Annotated in this window: 18 protein-coding genes; 12 read left to right on the top strand and 6 right to left on the bottom strand. The window is 60.0% G+C overall.

Annotation, left to right across the window (positions count from 1 at the left end; translation table 11 throughout):
• Positions 1–93 precede the first annotated feature (93 nt).
• The 4 genes from C1896_03950 to cynS all read left to right on the top strand — a co-directional run bounded on the left by C1896_03950 (position 94) and on the right by cynS (position 6,551).
• Positions 94–1,329, top strand: a complete 1,236-nt coding sequence (locus tag C1896_03950) for an exonuclease SbcCD subunit D (GenBank protein ID AZZ44142.1) — start codon at positions 94–96, stop codon at positions 1,327–1,329.
• Entirely contained in the window at positions 1,326–4,982 is a 3,657-nt protein-coding gene (locus tag C1896_03945; protein AZZ44141.1) for an exonuclease SbcC, read from the top strand. The genes C1896_03950 and C1896_03945 overlap by 4 nt, the downstream gene beginning before the upstream one ends.
• 239 nt (positions 4,983–5,221) lie before the next feature.
• Positions 5,222–5,983, top strand: a complete 762-nt coding sequence (locus C1896_03940) for a dioxygenase (protein AZZ47512.1) — start codon at positions 5,222–5,224, stop codon at positions 5,981–5,983.
• A 118-nt stretch (positions 5,984–6,101) separates the two neighbouring features.
• Positions 6,102–6,551 (top strand): cyanase, encoded by a 450-nt coding sequence (gene cynS, locus C1896_03935; protein AZZ44140.1) that lies wholly within the window; start codon positions 6,102–6,104, stop codon positions 6,549–6,551.
• Here cynS and C1896_03930 read toward each other — a convergent pair whose 3' ends face one another.
• The 3 genes from C1896_03930 to C1896_03920 form a co-directional block, all read right to left on the bottom strand.
• Positions 6,552–7,103: a hypothetical protein gene (locus C1896_03930; GenBank protein ID AZZ44139.1), complete on the bottom strand. Its 552-nt coding sequence runs from the start codon at positions 7,101–7,103 to the stop codon at positions 6,552–6,554. It abuts the gene before it with no gap.
• Positions 7,104–7,177: 74 nt separating this feature from the next.
• Complete coding sequence (locus C1896_03925) at positions 7,178–8,713, bottom strand: catalase (GenBank protein AZZ44138.1); 1,536 nt, start codon at positions 8,711–8,713, stop codon at positions 7,178–7,180.
• 192 nt (positions 8,714–8,905) lie between these two features.
• Positions 8,906–9,586: a cytochrome biogenesis protein ResB gene (locus C1896_03920; GenBank protein AZZ44137.1), complete on the bottom strand. Its 681-nt coding sequence runs from the start codon at positions 9,584–9,586 to the stop codon at positions 8,906–8,908.
• Between the two features lie 354 nt (positions 9,587–9,940).
• Between C1896_03920 and C1896_03915 the strand changes: the two genes are divergently transcribed.
• Together C1896_03915 and C1896_03910 are read left to right on the top strand one after the other, a co-directional pair.
• Positions 9,941–10,423 (top strand): acyl-CoA thioesterase, encoded by a 483-nt coding sequence (locus C1896_03915; protein AZZ44136.1) that lies wholly within the window; start codon positions 9,941–9,943, stop codon positions 10,421–10,423.
• Between the two features lie 157 nt (positions 10,424–10,580).
• Positions 10,581–10,922 carry an alkylphosphonate utilization protein gene (locus C1896_03910; protein ID AZZ44135.1) on the top strand — a complete coding sequence of 114 codons (342 nt, stop codon included), beginning with the start codon at positions 10,581–10,583 and terminating at the stop codon, positions 10,920–10,922.
• A gap of 236 nt (positions 10,923–11,158) precedes the next feature.
• Here C1896_03910 and C1896_03905 read toward each other — a convergent pair whose 3' ends face one another.
• The 3 genes from C1896_03905 to thiO all read right to left on the bottom strand — a co-directional run bounded on the left by C1896_03905 (position 11,159) and on the right by thiO (position 15,047).
• Complete coding sequence (locus C1896_03905; GenBank protein ID AZZ44134.1) at positions 11,159–13,072, bottom strand: arginine decarboxylase; 1,914 nt, start codon at positions 13,070–13,072, stop codon at positions 11,159–11,161.
• A gap of 120 nt (positions 13,073–13,192) precedes the next feature.
• Positions 13,193–13,564: a stress response translation initiation inhibitor YciH gene (gene yciH / locus C1896_03900; GenBank protein AZZ47511.1), complete on the bottom strand. Its 372-nt coding sequence runs from the start codon at positions 13,562–13,564 to the stop codon at positions 13,193–13,195.
• Positions 13,565–13,952: 388 nt separating this feature from the next.
• On the bottom strand, positions 13,953–15,047 hold the full coding sequence (gene thiO / locus C1896_03895; protein AZZ44133.1) for a glycine oxidase ThiO: 1,095 nt from the start codon (positions 15,045–15,047) through the stop codon (positions 13,953–13,955).
• 152 nt (positions 15,048–15,199) lie between these two features.
• On the opposite strand from thiO, the gene C1896_03890 reads away from it, so the two are divergent.
• From C1896_03890 to C1896_03865, 6 genes are all read left to right on the top strand, one after another.
• Positions 15,200–15,697, top strand: a complete 498-nt coding sequence (locus C1896_03890; GenBank protein ID AZZ44132.1) for a fimbrial biogenesis protein FimT — start codon at positions 15,200–15,202, stop codon at positions 15,695–15,697.
• A 157-nt stretch (positions 15,698–15,854) separates the two neighbouring features.
• Positions 15,855–16,346 carry a pilus assembly protein FimT gene (locus C1896_03885; GenBank protein ID AZZ44131.1) on the top strand — a complete coding sequence of 164 codons (492 nt, stop codon included), beginning with the start codon at positions 15,855–15,857 and terminating at the stop codon, positions 16,344–16,346.
• A gap of 8 nt (positions 16,347–16,354) precedes the next feature.
• On the top strand, positions 16,355–16,906 hold the full coding sequence (gene pilV, locus C1896_03880; GenBank protein AZZ44130.1) for a type IV pilus modification protein PilV: 552 nt from the start codon (positions 16,355–16,357) through the stop codon (positions 16,904–16,906).
• Positions 16,903–17,751, top strand: a complete 849-nt coding sequence (locus tag C1896_03875; protein AZZ44129.1) for a pilus assembly protein PilW — start codon at positions 16,903–16,905, stop codon at positions 17,749–17,751. The genes pilV and C1896_03875 overlap by 4 nt, the downstream gene beginning before the upstream one ends.
• Complete coding sequence (locus C1896_03870; GenBank protein AZZ44128.1) at positions 17,748–18,353, top strand: pilus assembly protein PilX; 606 nt, start codon at positions 17,748–17,750, stop codon at positions 18,351–18,353. The genes C1896_03875 and C1896_03870 overlap by 4 nt, the downstream gene beginning before the upstream one ends.
• 1,241 nt (positions 18,354–19,594) lie before the next feature.
• The gene (locus C1896_03865) at positions 19,595–22,105 is read left to right on the top strand and encodes a pilus assembly protein PilY (protein ID AZZ44127.1); all 2,511 of its coding nucleotides are present in this window, start codon (positions 19,595–19,597) and stop codon (positions 22,103–22,105) included.
• Positions 22,106–22,114 lie beyond the last annotated feature (9 nt).

The raw sequence follows: 22,114 nt of genomic DNA, 5'->3' as shown, positions 1-22,114 counted from the left end.
AACTCTCTCTTGCAGAGAGCGACACGCGAACCCTGACCGCCGTTTCCACCAAGCTGCGGTGAATTCCAACCGAACGTTCAAAAGACCCTTCGTATGCGCCTGATCCATACCTCCGACTGGCACCTCGGCCAGACCCTCCACGGCCAGGACCGCGACTACGAACACGCGCAGTTCCTCGCCTGGCTGCTCGACCAGCTAACCGTCCACCAGCCGGACGCCCTGCTCATCGCTGGCGACATCTTCGACACGGTCAACCCGCCGCTCAAGGCCCAGGAACGCCTCTACGACTTCATCGTCCGCGCCCACGAAAAGCTACCGCAGCTGGACATCGTCATGATCGCCGGCAACCACGATTCCGGCGGGCGCATCGAACTGCCTGGGCCGCTGATGAGGCGCCTCAACGCCCACGCCATCGGCCGGATCAGCTGGCTGGCGGACCATCAGCTCGATCATGGTCGGCTGTTGGTCCCGCTGCACGATGCCAAAGGCGAAGTGGCGGGCTGGTGCCTCGCCCTGCCCTTTCTGCGCCCGGCGGAAGTCACTGGTGGTGAGGCGGGCGAAGACTACATGGCCGGCATCCGTCATGTGCATCAGCACCTGATTGCCGCGGCCGAGGCGCAGCGCCAGCCCGGCCAGGCGCTAATCGCCATGAGCCATGCTCACATGGCCGGCGGCGCGGTGTCGGAGGATTCGGAGCGCAACATCGTCATCGGCAATGCCGAGGCGCTGCCCGCCAGCTTGTTCCCCGAGCCTATCGCCTACGTTGCCCTCGGCCACCTGCACAAACCGCAGAAGGTCGCCGCGCAGGAGCGCATCCGCTACAGCGGCTCGCCCTTGCCGCTTTCGTTCGGCGAGATCAACTACCCGCATCAGGTGTTGCTGGTCAGTTTCGAGGGCGACCAGCTCGCCAGCGTCGAGGCGCTACCCGTGCCCCGCGCCGTGGAGATGATCCGCATCGGCCGTGCGCCCTTGGCCGACGTCATCAGCCAGCTCGAAGCGCTGCCGCCGGTAGGCCTGTTCGCCGAGAACCTGCCCTGGCTGGAAGTGCGCGTGCAGCTCGACGAGCCGCTTCCGGACCTGCGCCAGCGCATCGAAACGGCGATCACCGGAAAGGCCTGCCGGCTGGTGCGAATCGCCAGTGAATACGCAGGGAAACGCGGTGAGGCCGACTCGGAGGTGCTGCTTGGCCTCGACCAGATCACTCCGCAGGAACTCTTCGCGCGCGCCTGGGAAGAACAGTTCGGCAACCCGCCGGATGAGCAGGCACTGGACGACTTCGCCAGCCTTTTGCAAGGCGTTGAGTTCGAAGGTGAAGGAGACGCCCGATGAAGATCCTCGCCATTCGCCTGAAGAACCTCGCCTCGCTGGCCGGCGAGCAGGTCATCGACTTCACCGCAGAACCCCTGGCCAGCGCCGGCCTGTTCGCCATTACCGGGCCAACAGGGGCCGGCAAGAGCACGATTCTCGATGCGCTGTGTCTGGCGCTGTTCGGTAGCACACCACGGCTCGACGGCGCCTCGCTGCTGAGCAAGGTGCCCGACGGTAGCGACGAGATCGGCAGCGGCGACGAGCGCAACCTGCTGCGCCGGGGCTGTGGCAGCGGCTACGCGGAAGTGGATTTTGTCGGCGTGGATGGCCACCGCTACCGCGCCCGCTGGGAGGTCAAGCGCGCTCGCGAGAAGATCGACGGGCGTTTGCAGGCCAGCAACCAGAGCCTGCTCGACCTGGATCGCGACCAGTTGCTGGCCAGCGGCAAGAAGCGCGAATTTAGGGAACTGCTCGAAGCCAAGCTCGGCCTGACCCTGCCCCAGTTCACCCGCGCCGTGTTGCTGGCGCAGAGCGAGTTTTCCGCCTTTCTTAAAGCCGACGACAACGACCGCGGCACCCTGCTGGAAAAGCTCACCGACACCGGCCTCTACAGCCGCCTCGGCCAGGCGGCCTTCGAAGCCGCCAAACGCGCCCGCGAAGCGCTCACCGCGCTGCAACAGCAGGCCGGCGGCGTGCAACCTCTAGGCGCCGAAGCGCGCCAGGCGGTGGAAGCCCAGCACCAGACGCAACTGGCCGAACTCAAGGCGCTGCAACAACAGCTCGAAACGCTGAAACAGCAAAGTCAAAGGCTGCAGGACCTGGCCCGCTTACAAGGCGATCACGAAACCGCCCGGCAGCAGCTGAGCGATGCTGAATCCGAGCATGAGAACCTGGCCGACGCCCGACGCATCCTCGGGCTGTTCGAGCTCCTGGCGCCGCAACGGCATCGCTTCATCCGTGAGCAGGCGCTGGCGCCGCTGCTGGCGAAGGTTGAGGAAAACCTGGCTCGCCATGGTCGCGAGCACAGCGCAGTCCAGCAGCGGCTCGACGAGCTGGAGCATCTCTGCAAGACGTCGACCGATGCGTTGAAAGCAGCGGAGCAGGCGCTCAAATCTGCCGAACCCCAACTGGTTCAGGCGCGCCGCGAAGAAGAGCGCCTTAGCCATCTGACCAATGACCTGGGTGACGCGCGGCGGCAAACCGAACACGCCGAAGCCGCAAGCAAGGCCGGCGAACAGACCCTCGCTCAGCTGCGACAGCAACAGGAAAAAGCCTCTACCCAACTGGCGGCCTTGACCGAAGGGCTCGCCCGCAGCACCGAATTGCAGCCATTGTGCGCCGCCTGGAATGGCTACCGTCCTCGCCTGCAGCAGGCCGTGCAAATCGCGGCGCGCCTGCAACAGGGCCGCCTGGAACTCCCCGCTCTGGAAACTGCTGCCAAGACCGCCGAGGCCGCACAGGTGCAGGCACGCAAGGCGCTCGACGAACTGCAAACTGGGATGGGCGGCGCAACGGGCCTGGCCGACCAGCTCGCGCAACTGAACACAGGGCTCGACGTTTGGCGCGACGCCCAGCGCGAAGGCGAAACCCTGCTCGGGATCTGGTCCCGTCATCAGCAACTAACAGATCAGCAGCGGACGTTGCGCCATGAACAGAGCCGTCAGCAGCACGAACTCAACGCCCTGACGCAGGCCGGCAAACTCGCTCGAAGCGAGCGCGATGACGCGGAAAAGGCGCTCAAGGTGGTACAGGCCCTGCTGGAGCGCCAGCGCATAGCTCGCAGCGCCAATGTCGAAGCCTTGCGCGCGGCGCTGGCCCCTGGCGAGCCGTGCAGCGTCTGCGGCAGCCTCGAGCATCCCTGGCATGACGGCAAGGCGCTGCTCGCTGCCCTCGACCAGGGCGACGAGCGCGAAGCCGAGCAGGCCCAGCTGCAGCTCAAAAGTAACGACGAAAAACTCCAGGCGCTGCGCGACCAGCACATCGCCCTGACCACCGGCATGAAACAGAACGGGCAACGGCACGCGGAAATCGCCGATGAGCTGGCAAAGCTGGAGCCGCAACTGACCGCACTGCCCCTTTATGCCGAGCTGCTGCAAGAGCCGGAAACAGAACGCCACTCCTGGCTGGATACGAAACTCGCCACGCTCAAAACCGAGATCACCACGGCCAACGTCCGCCAGCGCGAACTGCTGGCGCTGCAGCAGCGCAGCGAAACCCTGCAGCACGCTTGGCAAAGTGCACGCGACGCCTGCGGTCAGGCGAGCCAGGCCCTCACCGGCCAGCGCGACGCCATCGCCCGCGATGAGGAACGATTGGACGAGGAGCTGGCCGAATTCGCCAGCCTGTTACCGGCCGCCCTGCTCAGCCGTTGGCGCGAGGCACCCGCCGAAACCTTCATGCAGCTCGACGGCCAGGTCGAGGCCCGGCGCCAGCAGATCGACCAACAATCAGAGGTCGCTGAGGAGCAGCAACAGCGCCAGAGCGCACTGGAACGTGAGCAGCTTCAGCAACAGAATCGTCTCGATCAGCAAAAGGCCTGCGCCGCCCGCCTCAGTGACCTCGAAGCCCGAGAGTTGGCCTGTCGTCAGAGCCTGCGCGACAGCCTGGGCGAGCAAGCCAGCGCCGCGGCCTGGCAGCAGCAACTGGAGAACACGATCCAGACTGCTCGCCAGCACCAGGCCGACATTGACCGGCAACTCAACGAAGCGCGCGTCGAGCTGACCCGGCTTGCCAGCGAGCAGCAGAACTGCGCCGAGCGCCGCGACGAACTGCTGGCCGAACGCAAAACACTCGACGAAGAACTTGCCGCGTGGCGCGCTGCGCATCCCGATCTGGACGATGCGACCCTCACCCAGTTGCTGCAACTGGACGACTCATTGCTCGCCGAAGCCCGCGAACGTCTGCGCGCCAACACCGAACTGCTCGCCCGCAGCCGTGAACGGCTGGACGGCTGCACGCAGAGGCTGGCCGCGCATCAGGCCGGGCAGCCCGTTGCGCCGGACGGCGAAACCCTGAAGCGCCAGTACGCGGAGCAGGAAATCAACTGCAATGCCGCCGAGCAACGCAGCGCCGAAACCCGCGCCGCGCTGCTCGACGATGACCGCCGACGCAACCAGAGCCAGGCACTGCTTCAACAGATCGCCGAGGCCACCAGCGAAAGCCAGCGCTGGGGCCGTATCGCCGCGCTGATCGGCTCCAGCGATGGCGGTGCCTTCCGCAAGATCGCCCAGGCCTACAACCTCGACCTCCTGGTGCAGCACGCCAATGTGCAATTGCGACAGCTGGCTCGTCGTTATCGGCTCAAGCGCGGCGGCAGCCCGCTGGGGTTACTGGTGATGGACACGGAGATGGGCGACGAGCTGCGCTCGGTGCATTCGCTGTCGGGTGGAGAGACCTTCCTCGTCTCGCTGGCCCTGGCGCTGGGACTGGCCTCGATGGCGTCGAGCAAGCTCAAGATCGAGTCGCTGTTCATCGACGAAGGCTTCGGCAGCCTCGACCCGGAATCCCTGCAGATCGCCATGGACGCCTTGGATTCGCTACAGGCTCAGGGCCGCAAGGTGGCGGTGATCTCACACGTGGCGGAGATGCATGAACGCATCCCGGTGCAGATTCAGGTGCAGCGACAAGGCAATGGTCAGAGCGGGTTGAGGATCGTCAGCGGAGCGGGCGTCTAGAACTCAAGCAAACTTGACGGCCTTGAGCAGCAGCTTCGCTGTCATTCGAGGCTAAAAGCGAACCCGGCAGACGCCGCTTGTGGCTGCGCGCCGGGGTTCGCACAGGAAAGGGTGAAACGGGCTCACCGCTTGTGGCCGTGTGCCTGCTGCGACGACAGGTCATCACCAGCGCCAGCAGGATACGAACCCAAGCTTTCAACAAACTGTCGATAACGGTGAACATCACTGAATCGACCGCCATGTCACCCAGCCGCAGCACCGCCGCGCAGTTACAGGCCATGCACGAGCAGGGCTTCGTTCTGCTGCGCCAGGTGTTGCAGCCGCCGCAGGTTGAGGCTGTGCGAACGGCCATCGATCGCCTCGAACCCATCCACTGGGACTACCAGGGTCTGGTCGACGATCACTACAAATGCGTCTTTAACCGTGATCCGTTCTGGCTTCCCCTGCTTGATCCTCCTGGTGTGATCGAGTTGGCTGAAGCCTGTCTCGGCACGGATTGCCACGTCATCGGCCAGACTGCCTGGCGCAGCCATCCGGGCTTCGTTGGCGGTGAACTGCATGCCGATTACCTCGCATTGGAGCTACCCGAGCACTGGTTACAGGATCCAGCCTTCGAGCTGCCGATGCAGGTCTGCACGGCGCATATCTATCTCGACCAGATCGATGCAGACCTCTGCCCTACCCTGGTGATACCCGGTAGTCATCGGTCCGGTCGCAAACCACACACGGGTGAAATCCACTGGCAGGGTCGCGAGCCACAGCCTGTGCTCTGCGAAGCCGGTGACGTGCTGCTGTTTCGCAGCGACCTCTGGCACGCCGGCAGCCGCAATCGCACGGCCGACCGCAGCCGCTACCTGCTGCAGGTGCATTACGGCCGCCGCATGGTGGCGCAGAAGTTCTCGCCTTACCTGCAATGGCGGTTCAACCCGGATGTGATCGCCGCTGCCACGCCAAGGCAGCGGCGTCTGCTCGGCGAGCATGAGCCGTCGGAATACGATTGAGTTGAATGGGCATGGCGCGGCCAGCCCGATAGGCAACCGACTGGCACATCCTCTGCATCGGAGTGTGCGTCCAGCCGCAATACGCGGCTCGCTCACTCCAGTCGAAGAGGAACCCGCAATGATTTCCTGCCGTAGCCAAGTGACCCAGATGATCGTTTCTGCCAAGGTCCGCAAGCACCTCAAATGGACCCAGGTCGCAGAATCCATAGGCATGTCCAAGGAATGGACCACCGCCGGTTGCCTGGGGCAGATGGCCTTCGACAAGACTCAGGCAGAAACCCTGGGCAAGCTGTTCGAGCTGCCAGACGAAGCCGTCGCCTGGCTACAGATCGTGCCCTATAAAGGGTCACTGCCCACCTCCGTGCCCACCGATCCGCTCATTTATCGCTGGTATGAGCTGGTCAACGTCTACGGCAGCACCATTAAGGAATTGATCCACGAAGAATTCGGCGACGGCATCATGAGCGCCATCGATTTCTCCATGGACATCCAACGCCAGCCGGATCCCAAGGGCGACCGGGTCAACGTCGTCCTGTCGGGCAAGTTCTTGCCGTACAAGAGTTACTGATCAGCGGATACGAATTTCTCCACGCGCCAGGCTCTCGACCTTGTTGCCCATCGGATCGCTTGCCTCGAGATCGGCCCCGCGCTCGCGTAGCGCTTGGAGCAAGGCATCCCGCTGGAACAGCGCGGCATACATGGCCGGGGTCTGGCCTGCATGGTTGCGCTGATCGGGGTCGCACTCGGTGGCTAGCAAGCGCTTGGCAATGCGCAGCTCACCTTTGAAGATCGCGCCCATCAGGGCGGTGTTACCGCGCGCATCCTGAGCACAAGCATTGGCGCCGGCAGCGATAAGCCGCTCCACCGTGTCCGGCTGACCGTTGTAGGCCGCCAGGATCAAAGCGGTGTAGCCCTTGTCGTCAGCAGTGTTGAGGTCGTATCCGGACTGGATGAACTCGTTGAGAACTTCGTTATCGCCAAAACGTGCTGCGTTGAAGAAGTAATCGCGTAGCTGGGTCTGGACCTGCTCGGCGTCGCTCGACACCGCGTTCAGTTCCGGCGCGGCGATTGCCTGCCCGCTGCCGAGCAGCAAAACAGCCATCAGATAAAAGCACTTCATCCTCTGCTCCTGAAATAGATGACCCGAGCAGGGCTCGGGTCAGTGCCGTCGTGCGTAGCGACAGCCGTGCCGCATCAGTTCAGGTTGGCGGCCAGCGCCTTGACCCGCTCGAGGTCGGACTGGGCGACCCTGGTCAGGCCTTCACCGTACTCGGCATCCGCCCTGTAGAAGTACGACAGCAGGAGGTAGCGCGCTTCCTGATCAGCCTTAGCCAATTCGCCACCCAATGTGTTGATCAAATCCGTCTGCTCCTTCTTGCTGAATGAGCGGTACAGCTCGCCGGTCTGCTTGAAGTTCTGCTCGCGGTAGATAGGCGCCTGTTGGGTGGTGCCGGTCAGTGCGGTCTTGCTGTAGACCGCCCGCGGCGTTTCTTCACGGTTTTCGCGGCGGCTCGGCTGATAGTTGACGCTGGTGGTGGTATGCCCGCTATTCAGCTGCCCATCCTGGTTGCCGTTGTTGACGGGGACCTGAGGACGGTTGATCGGCAGGCTCATGCCGTTGGCGCCGACGCGGTACATCTGGGTATCGGCATAGGAAAAGAGACGACCTTGCAGCAGACGATCCTCGGACGGCTCGATGCCAGGCACCAGGTTGGCCGGGGCCATGGCGACCTGCTCAGTCTCTTGGAAGACGTTGTCCGGGTTCTTGTTCAGCACCATCTGACCGATCTTGCGCTCCGGCACGTCGGGCCAGATCTTGGTGGCGTCCAGCGGATCGAAGTCGAACCTAGCCAGATCCTCAGGCTTGAGTACTTGGATGTAGAGGTCCCACTTCGGATAGTCGCCTCGGTCGATAGCGGCGATCAGGTCCGAGGTCAGGTGGCTGTAGTCCTTGCCCTGCATCTCCTGGGTTTCCTTCGGATCCAGGTTCTTCAGACCCTGCAGGCTTTTCCAGTGAAACTTCACGTAGTGCACGTCGCCCTGATCATTGATCAGCTTGTAGGCGTGAACACCGTTGCCGTCCATCATCCGGTAGCTGGCCGGCGTGCCCTGGTTCGAATACAGCAGGGTCAGGGTGCGAGTGGACTCCGGATGGTGAGAGAGGAAGTCGAAGCGACGCGTGTCGTCATCCAGATTGGTGCGAGGATCCGGCTTGAACGCGTGGACCATGTCCGGAAACATGATCGCGTCGCGGATGAAAAAGGTCGGGAAGTTGTTACCGACGAGGTCCCAATTTCCGTCTGCCGTGTAGAACTTGGTGGCGAAGCCGCGGGGATCACGTAGGGTTTCCGGCGAATGCACGCCATGCACGACGGCGGAAAAGCGCACGAATACCGGCGTCGTGCTGCCCTTTTCAAAGACTTTGGCCAGGGACAAATCGGAAATATCGTCGCTAGCGGTGAATTCGCCATGGGCGCCCGTACCGCGCGCATGCACCACTCGCTCAGGTACACGCTCCCGGCCGAAGCGCTGCAGCTTCTGCAGCAGCTGCACATCCTGCAGCAGGGTCGAGCCGTTGGGGCCGGCAGTTTGCGAGTTCTGGTTGTTGCCTACAGGCGCACCATTGTCGCGGGTAAGAGGAGCCGCATGGGCAGAAAGCGAAAGTACGCTTGCGGCAAGCACACCGAACATCAATCGCGAAGGCGAATAGCCAAGCAGGTTTCGGTACATCGTCACGTCCTTTTCTAGTTTTAGGTTGCGTCGCGCAACGCTGAGCAAGACTAGAAGGACGGGCTCTTGGGCCCCAATTGAATAAGCGAAGCGGCGTGATAGCCAGATTCTGGTTGTTTCACGCCGCAAGATAGGCGACGCGCACCAGCACGCAAGAGAGCGGGTGTATCAATGGCGGCGTTGCGGATGAGGTCAGCGCGTATTTGATCCGAGCAGTTGCGCGGCGGCCTGCTGCTCTTGCTGTTCACTCAGCTGCAGCTGCGTCAGATAGGCGGCCAGGGCCTCTATGTCGGACTCGGACAGCTGGCCAGCGATGCCGATCATCACTGAACCGGCTCGGCTCGGGTCATTACTGCGGAAACGGCCCAGCGCCTTGCGGATGTATTCATCAGGCTGGCCGGCCAACCGCGGCATGGTCTCCTTGCCCTGCGCATGGCTGCCGTGACAGGCGGTACAGGTGCGCTGAAACAACGCTCCACCACGCTGGACCAGCGCCGCATCCGACGCAGCGGCAGTAGGCTCGACCTTCTGCTGACTGAAGTAGACGGCTATGTTGACGCGATCCTCGAGCGACAAGCTTTTCGCCAGTTTCGACATCACAAAATCGACGCGCTCGCCCTTGGCGAACTTTTCGAAGGAATGGAACAGATAGATCGGGTTCTGCGAAGCCAGATTGGGAATATGCGGGCGCTTGCTGTTGCCGTTTTCGCCATGGCAGTAACCGCAGAAGAGCGCGCGTTCTTGGCCGGCCGCATACGCCTGCTGGCGCCGGGCCGCATCGCCCATTACGTGCTGAAAGCGTTCCATCGCCTCTTCGCTGGCATGGACGAAAGGAACAAGGCAACTGAGCAGAAGGAGGCTGAATAAACGCATGGCAAGTCCGGCACTGAGGGGTGATGAGGCGTGTATGGCAGCCTCCGGACTATAGGGAGAAAAACAGTCGCGATACTGGCGCAGGTCAATAAAGCCGCACACCACCGCACTGGATTTCCGGGTCCGAGCACCTGTTCGCAACATCTGAGTGCTTCACGATCCGCGCCGCAACGGGCGGGCGCGAGCGACCATGCTGAACCCGGTTCATCAAAGGGCGATGAGGCAACACCGGCCTGCGCGCTATTGCCACATTGACCACCCGAAAAAAAACGGCTGATGGCGCAGATTTCTGGGCCACAGCGTCTCGTATTCGACTAAAGTAGCAGCCCTTTTTGCCAGCACGAGCCGCGCAACATGCTTGATGGACATGCCGAACTGACCATGACCGTATTGATGACCCCGGACAAGGCCAACTTTTCGGGCAACGTACATGGCGGCACGCTGTTGAAATATCTGGACGAAGTGGCCTACGCCTGCGCCAGCCGCTACGCCGGCCAATACGTGGTGACTCTGTCGGTCGATCAGGTGAATTTCCGCCAACCGGTGCACGTTGGCGAGCTGGTGACCTTTCTCGCCTCGGTCAACTACGTCGGCAACACCTCAATGGAAATCGGTATCAAAGTAATCACCGAAGACATCCGACAGAAAACGGTTCGTCATACAAATAGTTGTTTCTTCACGATGGTGGCGGTTGGTGAAGATGGCCGCCCCGCCACAGTGCCTTCGCTGGAGCCAAAAACACCCGACCAGAAGCGTCGTTTCGCCCAGGCCCAGCAGCGCAGACAGATTCGCCGGGAGCTGGAAGAGCGCTACCGCGCGCTCAAAGACGATTACTGAGCCCTGCTGGCTGCCGACCTCCGCCTTCATTCGCTCAGGCGGAGCGGCCAGCGATTCTCGTTAGGTTCGCAAGCCTCCCCATCCTGGCGCACCCGCCCGCGAGCCAATAAAACCCTATACAATCCGCGGCTTTTCGTACCGCCATTAAGGATCCGCCGTGAGCGCTTTGCCAGCCTGCCCCCAATGCAACTCCGAATACACCTATGAAGACGGCCAGATGCTGGTCTGCCCGGAGTGCGCCCACGAGTGGTCGGCGAATGCTGCAGAGTCCTCTGGTGAAGACGAAAAGCTGATCAAGGATTCGGTGGGCAACACGCTGCAGGACGGCGACACCATCACCGTGATCAAGGACCTCAAGGTCAAGGGCTCTTCGCTGGTGGTCAAGGTGGGCACCAAGGTCAAGAACATCCGCCTGGTTGACGGCGACCACGACATCGACTGCAAGATCGACGGCATCGGTGCGATGAAGCTGAAGTCGGAGTTCGTCAGAAAGGTTTGAAGCGAAAAGCTTCGCGCCGGAGCGGCCCTCCCACATAAGCAAAAAAACCACACCGCGCGCTCCGGTGGGAGGCGTGCCCCGCGGCGAATGCAGTCCGTAGGTGGATCGCGCTTTATCGATCCACCGAGCGGAGCCACGGTGGATGTAAAAGGCGACATCCACCCTACGGTCCGATAGAAGCTAGCTTGCTGGCAATCGGTGCTCGATTGCTCCCGATGCCAGCATAGATAACTGGATCAGGGCGTCAGGTAGGAAGAGCGTGTCAGCCCCAGCCGCAACGCATCGATGTACTGGGTGCGCTCTTTGGCGCTGAGCCGCGCACTGGAAACCTTGTCGCGGTAGTAGGTCATCAACTCTTCGGGCGACAGGTGCACGTAGCGCAACATGTCTTCGATGGTGTCATGGGTCTCGATGCCGGCGTGGTAGAAGGTGCCATCCTCGCGCTGATAGACGTTGACCGAATCGGTATCGCCGAACAGGTTGTGCATGTCACCGAGAATTTCCTGGTAGGCGCCCACAAGGAAGACGCCGAGGAAGTATTCCTCTCCTGCCTGGATCTCATGCACCGGCATGCTGTTCTCGATGCTCTGCTCATCGACGTAATGCTTGATCTTGCCGTCAGAGTCGCAGGTCAGGTCCTGCAGCACTGCGCGGCGCACCGGTTCCTCGCTCAGACGCTGCAGCGGCACGATCGGCAGGATCTGGTCGATCGCCCAGGTGTCCGGCAAGCTCTGGAATACCGAAAAGTTGCAGATGTACTTGTCGGCCAATTTGTCGTTGAGCTCATCCAGCACCGCGCGGTGTGAACGCTGGCGGGCCTTGAGCTGGTTGTACAGACGGCGACAGATGGCGAAGTAGCTCTGCTCGGCCAGCGCCTTTTGCGCCAGGCTCAGCTTGCCGGACGCGTATTGCGCTGCGGCCTCGCTCATGTAGTGAGTGGCGCGCCAGTAGGTCTCGGTAACCATTTCAGGATCGGTTGGACCGAGCAGATCGGCCAGCGCCTGGACGATCTCTGGCAGCTCGTCGTAGTTCTCGATGGTCGGCGCTTCATCGTTGTGCCGTTCGAAGTCGGTGACCTGCATGACCAACACCGCATGGTGCGCGGTCATGGCCCGGCCGCTTTCGGAGAAGATGTGCGGGTGCGGCAGCTCCTGCCGATCGCAGAACTCCTTGAGCATACCGACCACGGTGCCGGCGTATTCATCGATGTCGTAGTTGATCGAGCTGGCATTGCGCGAGTGCGTGCCGTCGTAGTCGACACCGAGGCCGCCACCCACATCGATATGATCGACCGGCAACCCGAGCGCGCGCAGCTCCGCGTAATAACGAATGGCCTCACGAAAGCCGTCACGGTAGTCCGCCAGGTTGGCAATCTGCGAGCCCATATGGAAGTGCAGCAGCCGCACACCCTGCTCGACGCCGGCCGCGCGGAAACGCTCGATGACGGTGAGCAGCTGCGCGGCGGACAGGCCAAACTTGGACTTCTCACCCCCCGTGTCAGCCCACTTGCTCGAAGCCAGCGAGGACAATCGCACGCGCAAGCCAACCTGTGGGATGACCTTCAGCTCCGCTGCTTCCTCGATCACCATGCCCACTTCCGACATCTTCTCGATGACGATGAAGACGTTGTGGCCAAGCTTCTGCCCCATCAACGCCAGGCGGATGAATTCGCGGTCCTTGTAGCCGTTGCAGACGATGGTGCCGCCCTTCGGCGCCAGCGCCAGCACGGCCATCAGTTCCGGTTTGGAGCCCGCTTCGAGGCCGATCGAAACATTCTGCGTGGCAATGATGTTCTCGATCACCGCCTCTTGCTGGTTGACCTTGATCGGGTACAGCGCGGTGTACTTGCTCTGATATTCCAGGCGCTCGATATTGGCATCAAAGGCACCGGTCAAATGACGCACGCGGTCCTGAAGAATGTCCGGGAAGCGCACCAGCAGCGGCAGGGTCAACCCAGCGTCGCGTAGCTGCTCAATCAGCCCGGTGAATTCAACCGCCGCACCATTGGGACCCTGCGGGCGCACCTCGACATGACCGTCATCACTGATCGAAAAATAGCCGGCGCCCCAGTGGCGAATACCGTAGACGCTTCGGCTATCCGCTGCGGTCCACTGGCTGCCGTCATCTTTACGTGTGCGTCTTACAGGCATCTAGGCCTCCTGCGAAATGGGATGAGTCTGTCGAGCATGGTGCGACAACAGGGCTGTCCGAGTTGGACAGCCGGCGTGCCCGGAAATAAGCGCACGCGCCTGATTGATCAGGTCGAGCGGTCAACCGCCCGACTTCTTAGCCTTGAATCCGCGCTTGATCAGTTCATCGATGAGCAATTGAACATGGTCGCCCTGGATCTCGATCACGCCTTCCTTGAGCGAGCCGCCTGTACCGCAGCGACGTTTGAGCGCACTGGCCAACTCCTTGAGTTCAGCTTCAGCGAGGGGAACGCCGGATATGGTCGTTACCGTCTTGCCGCCCCGCCCTTTGCTTTCCCGGCGAACACGAGCGATGCCATCACCCGCTGGAATCAGCAGTTGCTTGCAGATGCAGGCGTCCAGCGGTTGGCTGCAATCTGGGCAGTGGCGCCCCGTGTCGGTGGAAAAGACCAGACCGCCAAGGCCTGAAAGGGACGTGGTTTTCTTGGCCACACACAACCTCTTGAAGACAGAAATCGGCGCGACAAGGCTCAGCGCCATAAAGCCGTCCAATTTAACAGCAAAACCCGCGCGCTCGAAGGGCTGCGCAGCGCTTTGCTGCAAACGCCGCCGAATAGCACGACAGCACCGCACTGAGTGATGAAATGCTGCGTTCAAGCTGCTGAAAGACCCGCCGCTCTGCCTTTTGACCATCGGTTACGCATGCGTAACGGCGGACGTTGTGTACGGTCCGATCCGCGGTGAATGCCGACGCGCCTCAGCCCAACGGTATCGGTGCCGGACATGACGATTCAACGAAACGACGCGCCCGACAATCAAACCCAACCAGCGCCGGTTGGTCATCAATACACCGTGCGCGAGATCCTTGGCAGTATCAGAATCAGAGTCGACCAGCTGGAGCGTACAGCTCGGGATCGATGCAAGGCGAGCGATCCAGCATCAGATCCGTCAATAGCTGGCATGAAGCAGGCGCCAATACCAGCCCGTTTCGGAAATGTCCGCAGTTGAGCCAAAGCCCCTCGTGGCCCGGCACCGGCCCTATATAAGGAATGCCCTCAGGCGAAGCAGGACGCAGACCCGCCCAATGCTTGACCACTGTTGCATCAGCCAGCCTAGGAAGCAGCTCAATGGCCGTCTCTCGGAGGCTTTCCAGGGCATCTTCGGTTGGCGTCTTGTCGAAACCGACATCTTCCAAAGTGCTGCCCACGAGAATGTGACCATCACGCCGCGGGATCGCATAGCGCCGCTTGGCCAGCACCATGCTCGGCAGGAAATTTTCGGCGCACTTGAACAAGATCATCTGGCCCTTCATGGGCTTGACCGGCAGCTCGAGCCCCAGCGTTGCAAGCAGCCGTCCACTCCAGGCGCCCGCCGCGACGACAACCTGCTCGGCACGCATCTCGCCCTGCGCCGTTTGCACGCCTACGATGCGCGAGCCATCGCGGACGAACCCTTCAACCGGGCACTGCTCGACCACATGCAGATTCGGCAGCTGCCGCAGCGCCTCGCGCAAAGCGCGGAGCAGACGGGGATTACGGACATTAGCGACACCCTCCATGTAAACGGCGCGCTCGTAACCCTCATTCAGGGAAGGCACTGCCTGGTGCACGGTACCCATCGACACCGAGGTGAGTGGCCGACCATAACGCTCAGCCCAACTCAGCGCCTCCGCCTCGTCATGCAGATCCAGCCAGTAAAGGCCGGTGACATGCACCTCGGGGTCCACCCCCGTCTCTTCCAGAAGCCGGTCGCCAAGCTGCGGATAGAAATCCTGCGACCAATGCGCCAGAGCCGTGACCGCCGGGCTGTAGCGCCACGGATAAAGCGGCGAAACGATCCCGCCGCCGGCCCAGGAAGCTTCGCGGCCAACATCGCCCGACTCCAGCAGCAACACAGACGTGCCTGCCTGAGCCAGGCGATAGGCGGACAACAACCCGATGACACCGCCACCGACAACGATCACTTCTTGATTCACATGCCTCTCCAACCATCTGGTTCACATTTCTGCCCGTCCCTACTTGGACTGACGGGCAGGCTGCTTTAAAAGAGCGTCGTGTATCTCGCGAACGCCGATACACAAACAGCAGCCAGGACGGCTGAGCATCATACGTGCAAAGGAACCGCACTGTGGCGAACCGAAATCAAGGCTTCACACTAATAGACCTGATGGTCACGCTGTCGGTATTAAGCGTCGTCGCTGCGATAGCTATCCCCGCGTTCGGCAACATGATTGAAAGAAGTCGCCAGGAAGCGCTGAAAGATGAGGTCGAAAGCACACTGCACAATGCCCGCACGCAAGCAGTTCTAAGGCGCCGCACCATAGAGATATGTGGAAGCGGAGACGGGGCAACATGTTCGACGAACTGGGCAGATGGCTGGCTTGTACGCACTACGACAGGGCAAACACTGCAACTGACCCAACTTCCACATCACGATGAGCTCAGCTGGATTGGCTTTAGCGAGAGCATTCGTTTTCGCGATAACGGGGCGTCGCCCGCCAGCAATGGCCGATTTTACCAATGCCATGGGGAGCAGGTCGCATGGCAAGTCGTCGTCAGTCGTCAGGGGCGGATACGCCAGGCTTCAGAGGCAGAAAACGCCGCTCAAGCCAGCCTATGCCGGTGAAGCCGAACCACGGAATCCTGCGGCAAACATCGACGCCATCACAGCTCAAACTCAAGCCTCGACCGTTCATCCATACAAACGCACCAACGATCTTCCCCATGCGGACAAGACACCAACGCATTTGCATCATCCGCTCACGATTCCCCTGGAGTACACCATGTCACGCACAACCGACATGCACGGATTCACCCTGGTCGAGCTGATGATCACCCTGGCGTTGCTTGGCGTTTTCGCAGCCATTGCCGTCCCCAGCTTCAACAGCCTGATCCGTAGTAACCAAGTGCAAAGCAAGGCAGAGGAACTGGTTAGCTTCCTGCAGCACGCACGCGGTCAAGCAGTCCTTAACCGACAGGCATATGAAGTACAGATCAAGAGCAATGCGCCTTGGGAACTCAGCAGCGCGGGAAGCGGCGAGATCGAGCGATTCTTGGAGCATAACCCCGCACACGCGGAAATCCTCAGCTCAGCCCTCAGCGACGACAAGCTGGTCTACCGGGCCAACGGCACGGCTACAACCGCCAAGTTCACCATATGCCGCGACTCAGACCCGGCCACCGGCTACCTACTCGAAGTGCAAGCTAGCGGCGGCCTCGTTCTCTACCCTCGAGGCAAGAAAGACGGAGCTGCGCTGGACAGCTGCACACCATGAGGAACTCAATGAAAACCAATAAAGGCTTCAGCCTGATCGAGGTACTGGTGGCCCTGCTGCTAACAACCATCGGTGTACTCGGCATGGTGGCTCTGCAGGGACGCAGCATCCAATACACGCAGGACTCGGTACAGCGCAACACAGCCATCGTTCTGGCCGGCGACTTGGTCGAAATTGTAAGAGCGCACCCAAAAGAGCTGTTCGATACTTCGCCGCCGCAATTCCCTATGAACAGCGGGTTAAAAGACAGCTCCATTTTCTACAAAGACGCCGGTGATGACTTCGCCGACCGCGAAAGCTGCGTGGCAAGCCAGACCCGAATCGCAAAAACGGCGAAAGAACTTCGCGACTGCTGGGCCGACAAGGTTGAAGCATTGTTGCCAGGCGGCAGCGAGCTATTCGTAAGCGACGTACACGTCTGCCGCAGCTCTACCCCAGATGATTGTGATGGCAAGGGTTCGATGCTTGAAATTCGCCTGGCCTGGCAAGTTCGTGAAGGCGCCTGCCTCGATGCGGAAAACTCCGATGTTTGCAGCTATACAGTTCGGGTAGAACCATGAACCACACTAAACATCAATTTGGCCTGTCCATGGTAGAGCTGCTTATCGCACTAGCGATCAGCAGCTTTCTGATCCTCGGCATTACGCAAGTTTATATCGACAACAAGCGTAACTATGTCTTCCAGCAGAATCAGGCCGGAAACGTAGAAACTAGTCGTTTCGCCGCTTTAGTCATTAACGACTACCTAGGTAAGGCCGGTTATCGCCGTACGCCGTCAGCGCTGCTGGATATCGTTTTTCCCAGCCGCCCAGCTTCCGACGGATGCCTCGCGTTCAGTGCAGGACATGCCGCTACCGGACTAAACCCCAGTGAAGGAGTCGGCTTCTGCATCCGCTATCAGCCACAGGTCAGCGGCGAACTGGACTGCCAGGGCGCTGCTAGTGCTGTTACATACGACGAGGCCTTCCCTTCGTCCCCACCTGACGCAGGCGACCTGACCGTTCTGGCGTTCAAATACGAACCCAGCAGCAACGACCAGCTGCAGGACGGCCGCCTTCTATGCAAAAGCCTCAACGCAACCAGCCCGCAGTACGGCGAGGTGCTTCGTGGCATCGCGGACCTGCGTTTGGACTTCGGTGTAGGTAAGACTGACATGCTCGAGAAGGAAGTCACCACCTTCATCCCGCAAGCAGATTGGACGCCCACCAGCGGCGCAATCCGCAGCGTGCGCTATGCCTTGCTGCTCGCCAGCCGCGCGGGGCAACGCGACGGCGATTCGAAGGTTCTTACCGACTGGCTGGTAGAAGCCTCAACAGATGCACAGACCCGACTGGAATCAGCGGATAACAAACGCATCTATCAGGTGGCAGGGGCCACGCAAACCATCAGGAACCTCATGCCATGACGCCCATCTCTCGCAACTCTCAGGGCGGGGCGGTGCTCCTCGTCTCTCTCGTTATGCTGCTGGTGCTGACTGTACTGGCCGTCAGCAGCATGCGCGGCGTGACCCTCGAGTCCCGCATCACTGCAAACCGCGGACACGACATGAGGACCCAGAACATCGCAGACGCCGCATTGCGTGAAGCCGAATTTCGTTTTTACGGTCCCGGCAACCTGGCTGACAAGCTTGAAGCCAAAGCGGCGAACTGTTTAGCGGCAAACACCCTCAAGACCAACGGAATCAATAGCCCCTGCCTGCTTGACGTCAAGACAGATCACTTGTTGGCCTTCGTGGACCAGCCTCAACTGGTCGACGGGGATGATCTTCTGACGGCCTCGAACGTTTGGATGCCTTATCGCGGTACGGATCCTGACGCCGATACTGAGGGCGACGCTCACTACAACAGCATCCTGGCGGATGTAGCCGGGAATGCTGCTGTAAACGCCGAGTACGGCGGGCGCGGCGAGGGAAGTGGCACCTACTTCTATCTCAACAATGGCAAGACCGGCGACGCCCTCTATCTGCAGTCGACGCACGCCAACATCTACCTTGGCCTTAACAATTGAGAGCCGACATCATGTCCCGTTTTCATCCTAATTCTCGCGCTAAGACGCTCTCATACGCTCTTTTTGGCGTAGCCCTGCTCAGCGCAGCCAATAGCTTTGCGGCTGTATCACAGAGCCCGTTGAGCCTCACCGTTGGCGTCCCGCCGAACATGGCACTTACGCTGGATGACTCAGGCAGTATGCGCTGGGCCTTCGCCCCCGATAACGTCGATGGCATACACGCGACGCGACGAGCGAAGTCGAGCGATTTCAATCCACTTTATTTCAACCCAAGCATCAGCTACGACGCACCCATCGTGTTCGACACGCACGGTACAGAACAGCCACTTTCTACCAGCTATAGCGCCGCTTTACTTAACGGTTACAAAAGCACCCTTGGCAGTATTGATCTACGCAGCGACTACAAAGTCACCTGGAGCTACGATCTGCTTAGCTCACAGGCCACCACGTACGGGTATAGCAACACGAGCAACCGTCTTGGGGAAAATCCCGCAGCAGATTTTCAGGTATCTGTAACAAGGACTACTGATGGGGCTTCTAGCGCAGTTACTCCAGCAGGTATTACGTTCTCCGTTACTCGAAGCACCACTACCCAAAGCTGCGGTCGTAGGTGTACTGAGACCGTCGCCACCTGTACCGCTACAGCCAGCCACGCCAACTGGGCAAATCCCATTGTTGCGTCCTGCAGCGTTGCAGACAACACTCTCACTGCCACCCTAACCCGACAAGGCGTTCCCGCCTATTACTATGCTTACGATGCTAGCCTAGCGAGCGGTTGTACTGAAGCGAACGAAAGTTGCTACCGGTTGCATTTTGTCAGCAGCGAACAACAACAGAACTTTGCCAACTGGTACTCCTTCTACCGCAACCGTGCCCTTGCCACCATTTCCGCTGCGGCACTGGCGTTCTATGATCTTTCACCCTCGGCTCGCCTGACTTGGCAAGGGCTTGGCAACTGCAAGAGCTTTACAGGTACCGACACGACAAACTGCTACAACAACTCTTTAAAAGATTACTCACCTACACACAAAGGGCAACTTTACGCCTGGTTGCAAAACATTAACTTTAACCAAACCACCTACCTGCCAGCGGCGATGAAACGAGCAGGCGAATTTTACACCACTAGTACGCCGTGGCAGAAAACTCCAAACGGGACAGGTAACACCAGCCTAAATACCTATGCGTGCCGTGCCAGTTACCACATCCTGATGACTGACGGGCAATGGAACGCCACCACTACAATGCCCAGCAATTTCCGTCACGATGCTGCGACCTTCAACCTGCCTGACGGCCGTGCTTATAGCGAGCGCAAGCCCTATTACGACAGCACGAGTGAAACTCTGGCCGACCTGGCCATGCACTACTGGGCTACCGACCTTAACCCAGATCTGGACAATGACTTGCCGGCGTACACCCCCTTCAAAAGCGGCGATACGACAACTGACTACTGGGACGCGCGCAACGACCCCGCGACTTGGCAGCATATGACCAACTTCGTGATGGGGCTCGGCCTAACCGAATCACTGAACAACGCGAATATTCCTTGGGCGGGCGGTACTTTCGCAGGACAGGGCTACGCCAACCTGGTCGCTGGCACAGCAACCTGGCCGCCAGCTTCCAGTGGCAGCGCCAATAATGTCTATGACCTCTGGCATGCCGCCATCAACTCACGCGGCGAGTTCTTCAGTGTCGACAGCCCGGAAGCAATGGTTCAGGCCTTCGATGACATCCTGTCCCGAATTGCTGATCGGAAATCCACAGCAGCCCGGCCTGCCATCAACTCCGGCCAGGTCAGCACCGACGAAAACAACAACGGCACCGTCAAGACCGTCTCATATCAGACATCCTATGCCAGCGACGACAACTGGTCTGGCGACGTCAAGCGCTTCGAAAAAGCCTGGAATGCTCAAAACAACGCTTTTGAAACTTCAGAGATATGGAGTGCCAAGAGTCAAGTTCCCGGCTGGCAAAACCGAACTATAAAGATCGCAGGCGACAATAACAGCGGCCTTGTGGACTTCACTTGGGCCAATGCCGGCTCCGCCAGTTCTGCCGGCACGCTGGCCAATCTCCTCAGCCGCGACCCGGAGAATAGCAATCTACCGGACGCCAGAGGCGAGCAGCGCTTACAGTATCTACGCGGTAACCGCAGCGGCGAAAATTCAACGTTTCGCCAACGCAGCAGTGTCCTTGGTGACTTCTATTCATCAAGCCCTGCAGTGGTATCCGGCCCCCGCTACCTCGTGAACTTTAGCAATCGACTTGAAGACAACACCGCTTATTCCACATTTGCAACTGACATCGCCGGACGGAGGCCCCGTGTATATGTAGGTGGTAATGACGGCATGCTTCATGGCTTTAACGCCCTTACCGGCGTCGAGGAATTTGCGTTTGTCCCCAGCGCTGTTTTCGCTAAGCTCAACAAGCTTACCGGCAGCAATTACAGCCATGAGTTTTATGTCGATGGCAGCCCGGTCGTAGCAGACGTATTCAACGGCACAGAATGGCGCACGATCTTGGTTGGCACGCTGAAAGCAGGTGGCAGATCAATATTTGCGCTGGACATTACGACCCCGGGAAGCGAGGAACTCCTTTGGGAGTTTGATGACAGCAGCTTGCCGGACGATGCCGCAGCGAAGATGGGCTATAGCTTCTCCCAACCCACCATCGCGCGATTGCACACTGGCACCTGGGGCGTGGTGTTCGGCAACGGCTATGAAAGCGCTAACAATACCAACGGCAAAGCGGCCCTGTTCATAGTCGATGCTATGGAGGGCACGCTTCTAACAAACTTGGAAGTCCAAGGCGTAGATGGCATTGCGAATGGTCTTTCGACCCCCAAACTTGCTGATTACAACGCCGACGGAGTGGCTGATTATGCCTATGCAGGAGATCTTCAAGGCAATCTATGGCGATTCGACCTACTACGTAATGGCCGCAGCGATACGGCGCCCTTCACCACCGAAGATGATAGCGAGAACGTTATTAATGACTTCGAGGTGGGCTTTGGCGGCCAACCACTGTTCAGTGCCGTAGCAAACACAGGTAGCGAAGGTCGTCAACCCATTACATCCGCGCCAAGCCTGGTGCTTCACCCCAGCGGGTTCGGCTACTTAGTCGTATTCGGTACAGGCAAGTTTTACGAAACAGGTGATAAGGCAGGTGACAAGAGTTTCGCCCAAACGGTCTACGGTATCTGGGATAAACAGACGCTGGGCGAGGAAGCAAGTAATCCGAATATCGCTCACAGCAGCTTGCAGGAGCAGACGATTACAACCCAAACCACAGTCGAGGCCAACGGCGCAACGCGCCAAGGTCTGGTACTGAGCAGTAACAACGTCAGCTGGCAGGGCAGCGACACCCAGCCGGCGCAAAACGGCTGGTTTTTGAACCTGCGCCAGAGTCAGGGGGAAATGGTCGTGGAGAACATGTCACAGCTGGGCCGCACGATCTTCTTCCAGTCGCTGATACCGAATGACGACCCTTGCGGTGATGGCGCGACCAACTGGACCTACGCCATCAATCCCTTTACTGGCGGCAGAACCTCCCATAGCGCCTTCGACTACGTACCAACCACAGACATCGGTACAACCAATATCTCAGCAGTGCGTCAGGATGGCGAAGGTGGCGGGACACTTTCCCAGGATTCAGACGGGACGTACCAGTACTGCACGGGCCAGGAGTGCGTTAACGTCTATCCGGACCCAGCAAGCCTAGGCCGCCAAAGCTGGCGTCGGATCGAGCAGGAATAACCAGATGAA

The organism is Pseudomonadaceae bacterium SI-3 (genome assembly GCA_004010935.1).
Lineage (GTDB): Bacteria > Pseudomonadota > Gammaproteobacteria > Pseudomonadales > Pseudomonadaceae > Stutzerimonas.
Note: the sequence above shows the minus strand (reverse complement) of the source record. Positions and strands in the feature narration are given on the sequence as shown.

Excerpts from the sequence above, each read along its gene's own strand:
- C1896_03875 (AZZ44129.1), top strand. The coding sequence starts at position 16,903 with ATGAACCACACTAAACATCAATTTGGCCTGTCCATGGTAGAGCTGCTT.
- C1896_03885 (AZZ44131.1), top strand. The coding sequence starts at position 15,855 with ATGTCACGCACAACCGACATGCACGGATTCACCCTGGTCGAGCTGATG.
- C1896_03925 (AZZ44138.1), bottom strand. The coding sequence starts at position 8,713 with ATGTACCGAAACCTGCTTGGCTATTCGCCTTCGCGATTGATGTTCGGT.
- C1896_03915 (AZZ44136.1), top strand. The coding sequence starts at position 9,941 with ATGCTTGATGGACATGCCGAACTGACCATGACCGTATTGATGACCCCG.
- C1896_03945 (AZZ44141.1), top strand. The coding sequence starts at position 1,326 with ATGAAGATCCTCGCCATTCGCCTGAAGAACCTCGCCTCGCTGGCCGGC.
- C1896_03870 (AZZ44128.1), top strand. The coding sequence starts at position 17,748 with ATGACGCCCATCTCTCGCAACTCTCAGGGCGGGGCGGTGCTCCTCGTC.
- cynS (AZZ44140.1), top strand. The coding sequence starts at position 6,102 with ATGATTTCCTGCCGTAGCCAAGTGACCCAGATGATCGTTTCTGCCAAG.
- C1896_03930 (AZZ44139.1), bottom strand. The coding sequence starts at position 7,103 with ATGAAGTGCTTTTATCTGATGGCTGTTTTGCTGCTCGGCAGCGGGCAG.
- C1896_03940 (AZZ47512.1), top strand. The coding sequence starts at position 5,222 with ATGTCACCCAGCCGCAGCACCGCCGCGCAGTTACAGGCCATGCACGAG.
- C1896_03905 (AZZ44134.1), bottom strand. The coding sequence starts at position 13,072 with ATGCCTGTAAGACGCACACGTAAAGATGACGGCAGCCAGTGGACCGCA.
- C1896_03865 (AZZ44127.1), top strand. The coding sequence starts at position 19,595 with ATGCCCAGCAATTTCCGTCACGATGCTGCGACCTTCAACCTGCCTGAC.
- pilV (AZZ44130.1), top strand. The coding sequence starts at position 16,355 with ATGAAAACCAATAAAGGCTTCAGCCTGATCGAGGTACTGGTGGCCCTG.
- C1896_03920 (AZZ44137.1), bottom strand. The coding sequence starts at position 9,586 with ATGCGTTTATTCAGCCTCCTTCTGCTCAGTTGCCTTGTTCCTTTCGTC.
- C1896_03950 (AZZ44142.1), top strand. The coding sequence starts at position 94 with ATGCGCCTGATCCATACCTCCGACTGGCACCTCGGCCAGACCCTCCAC.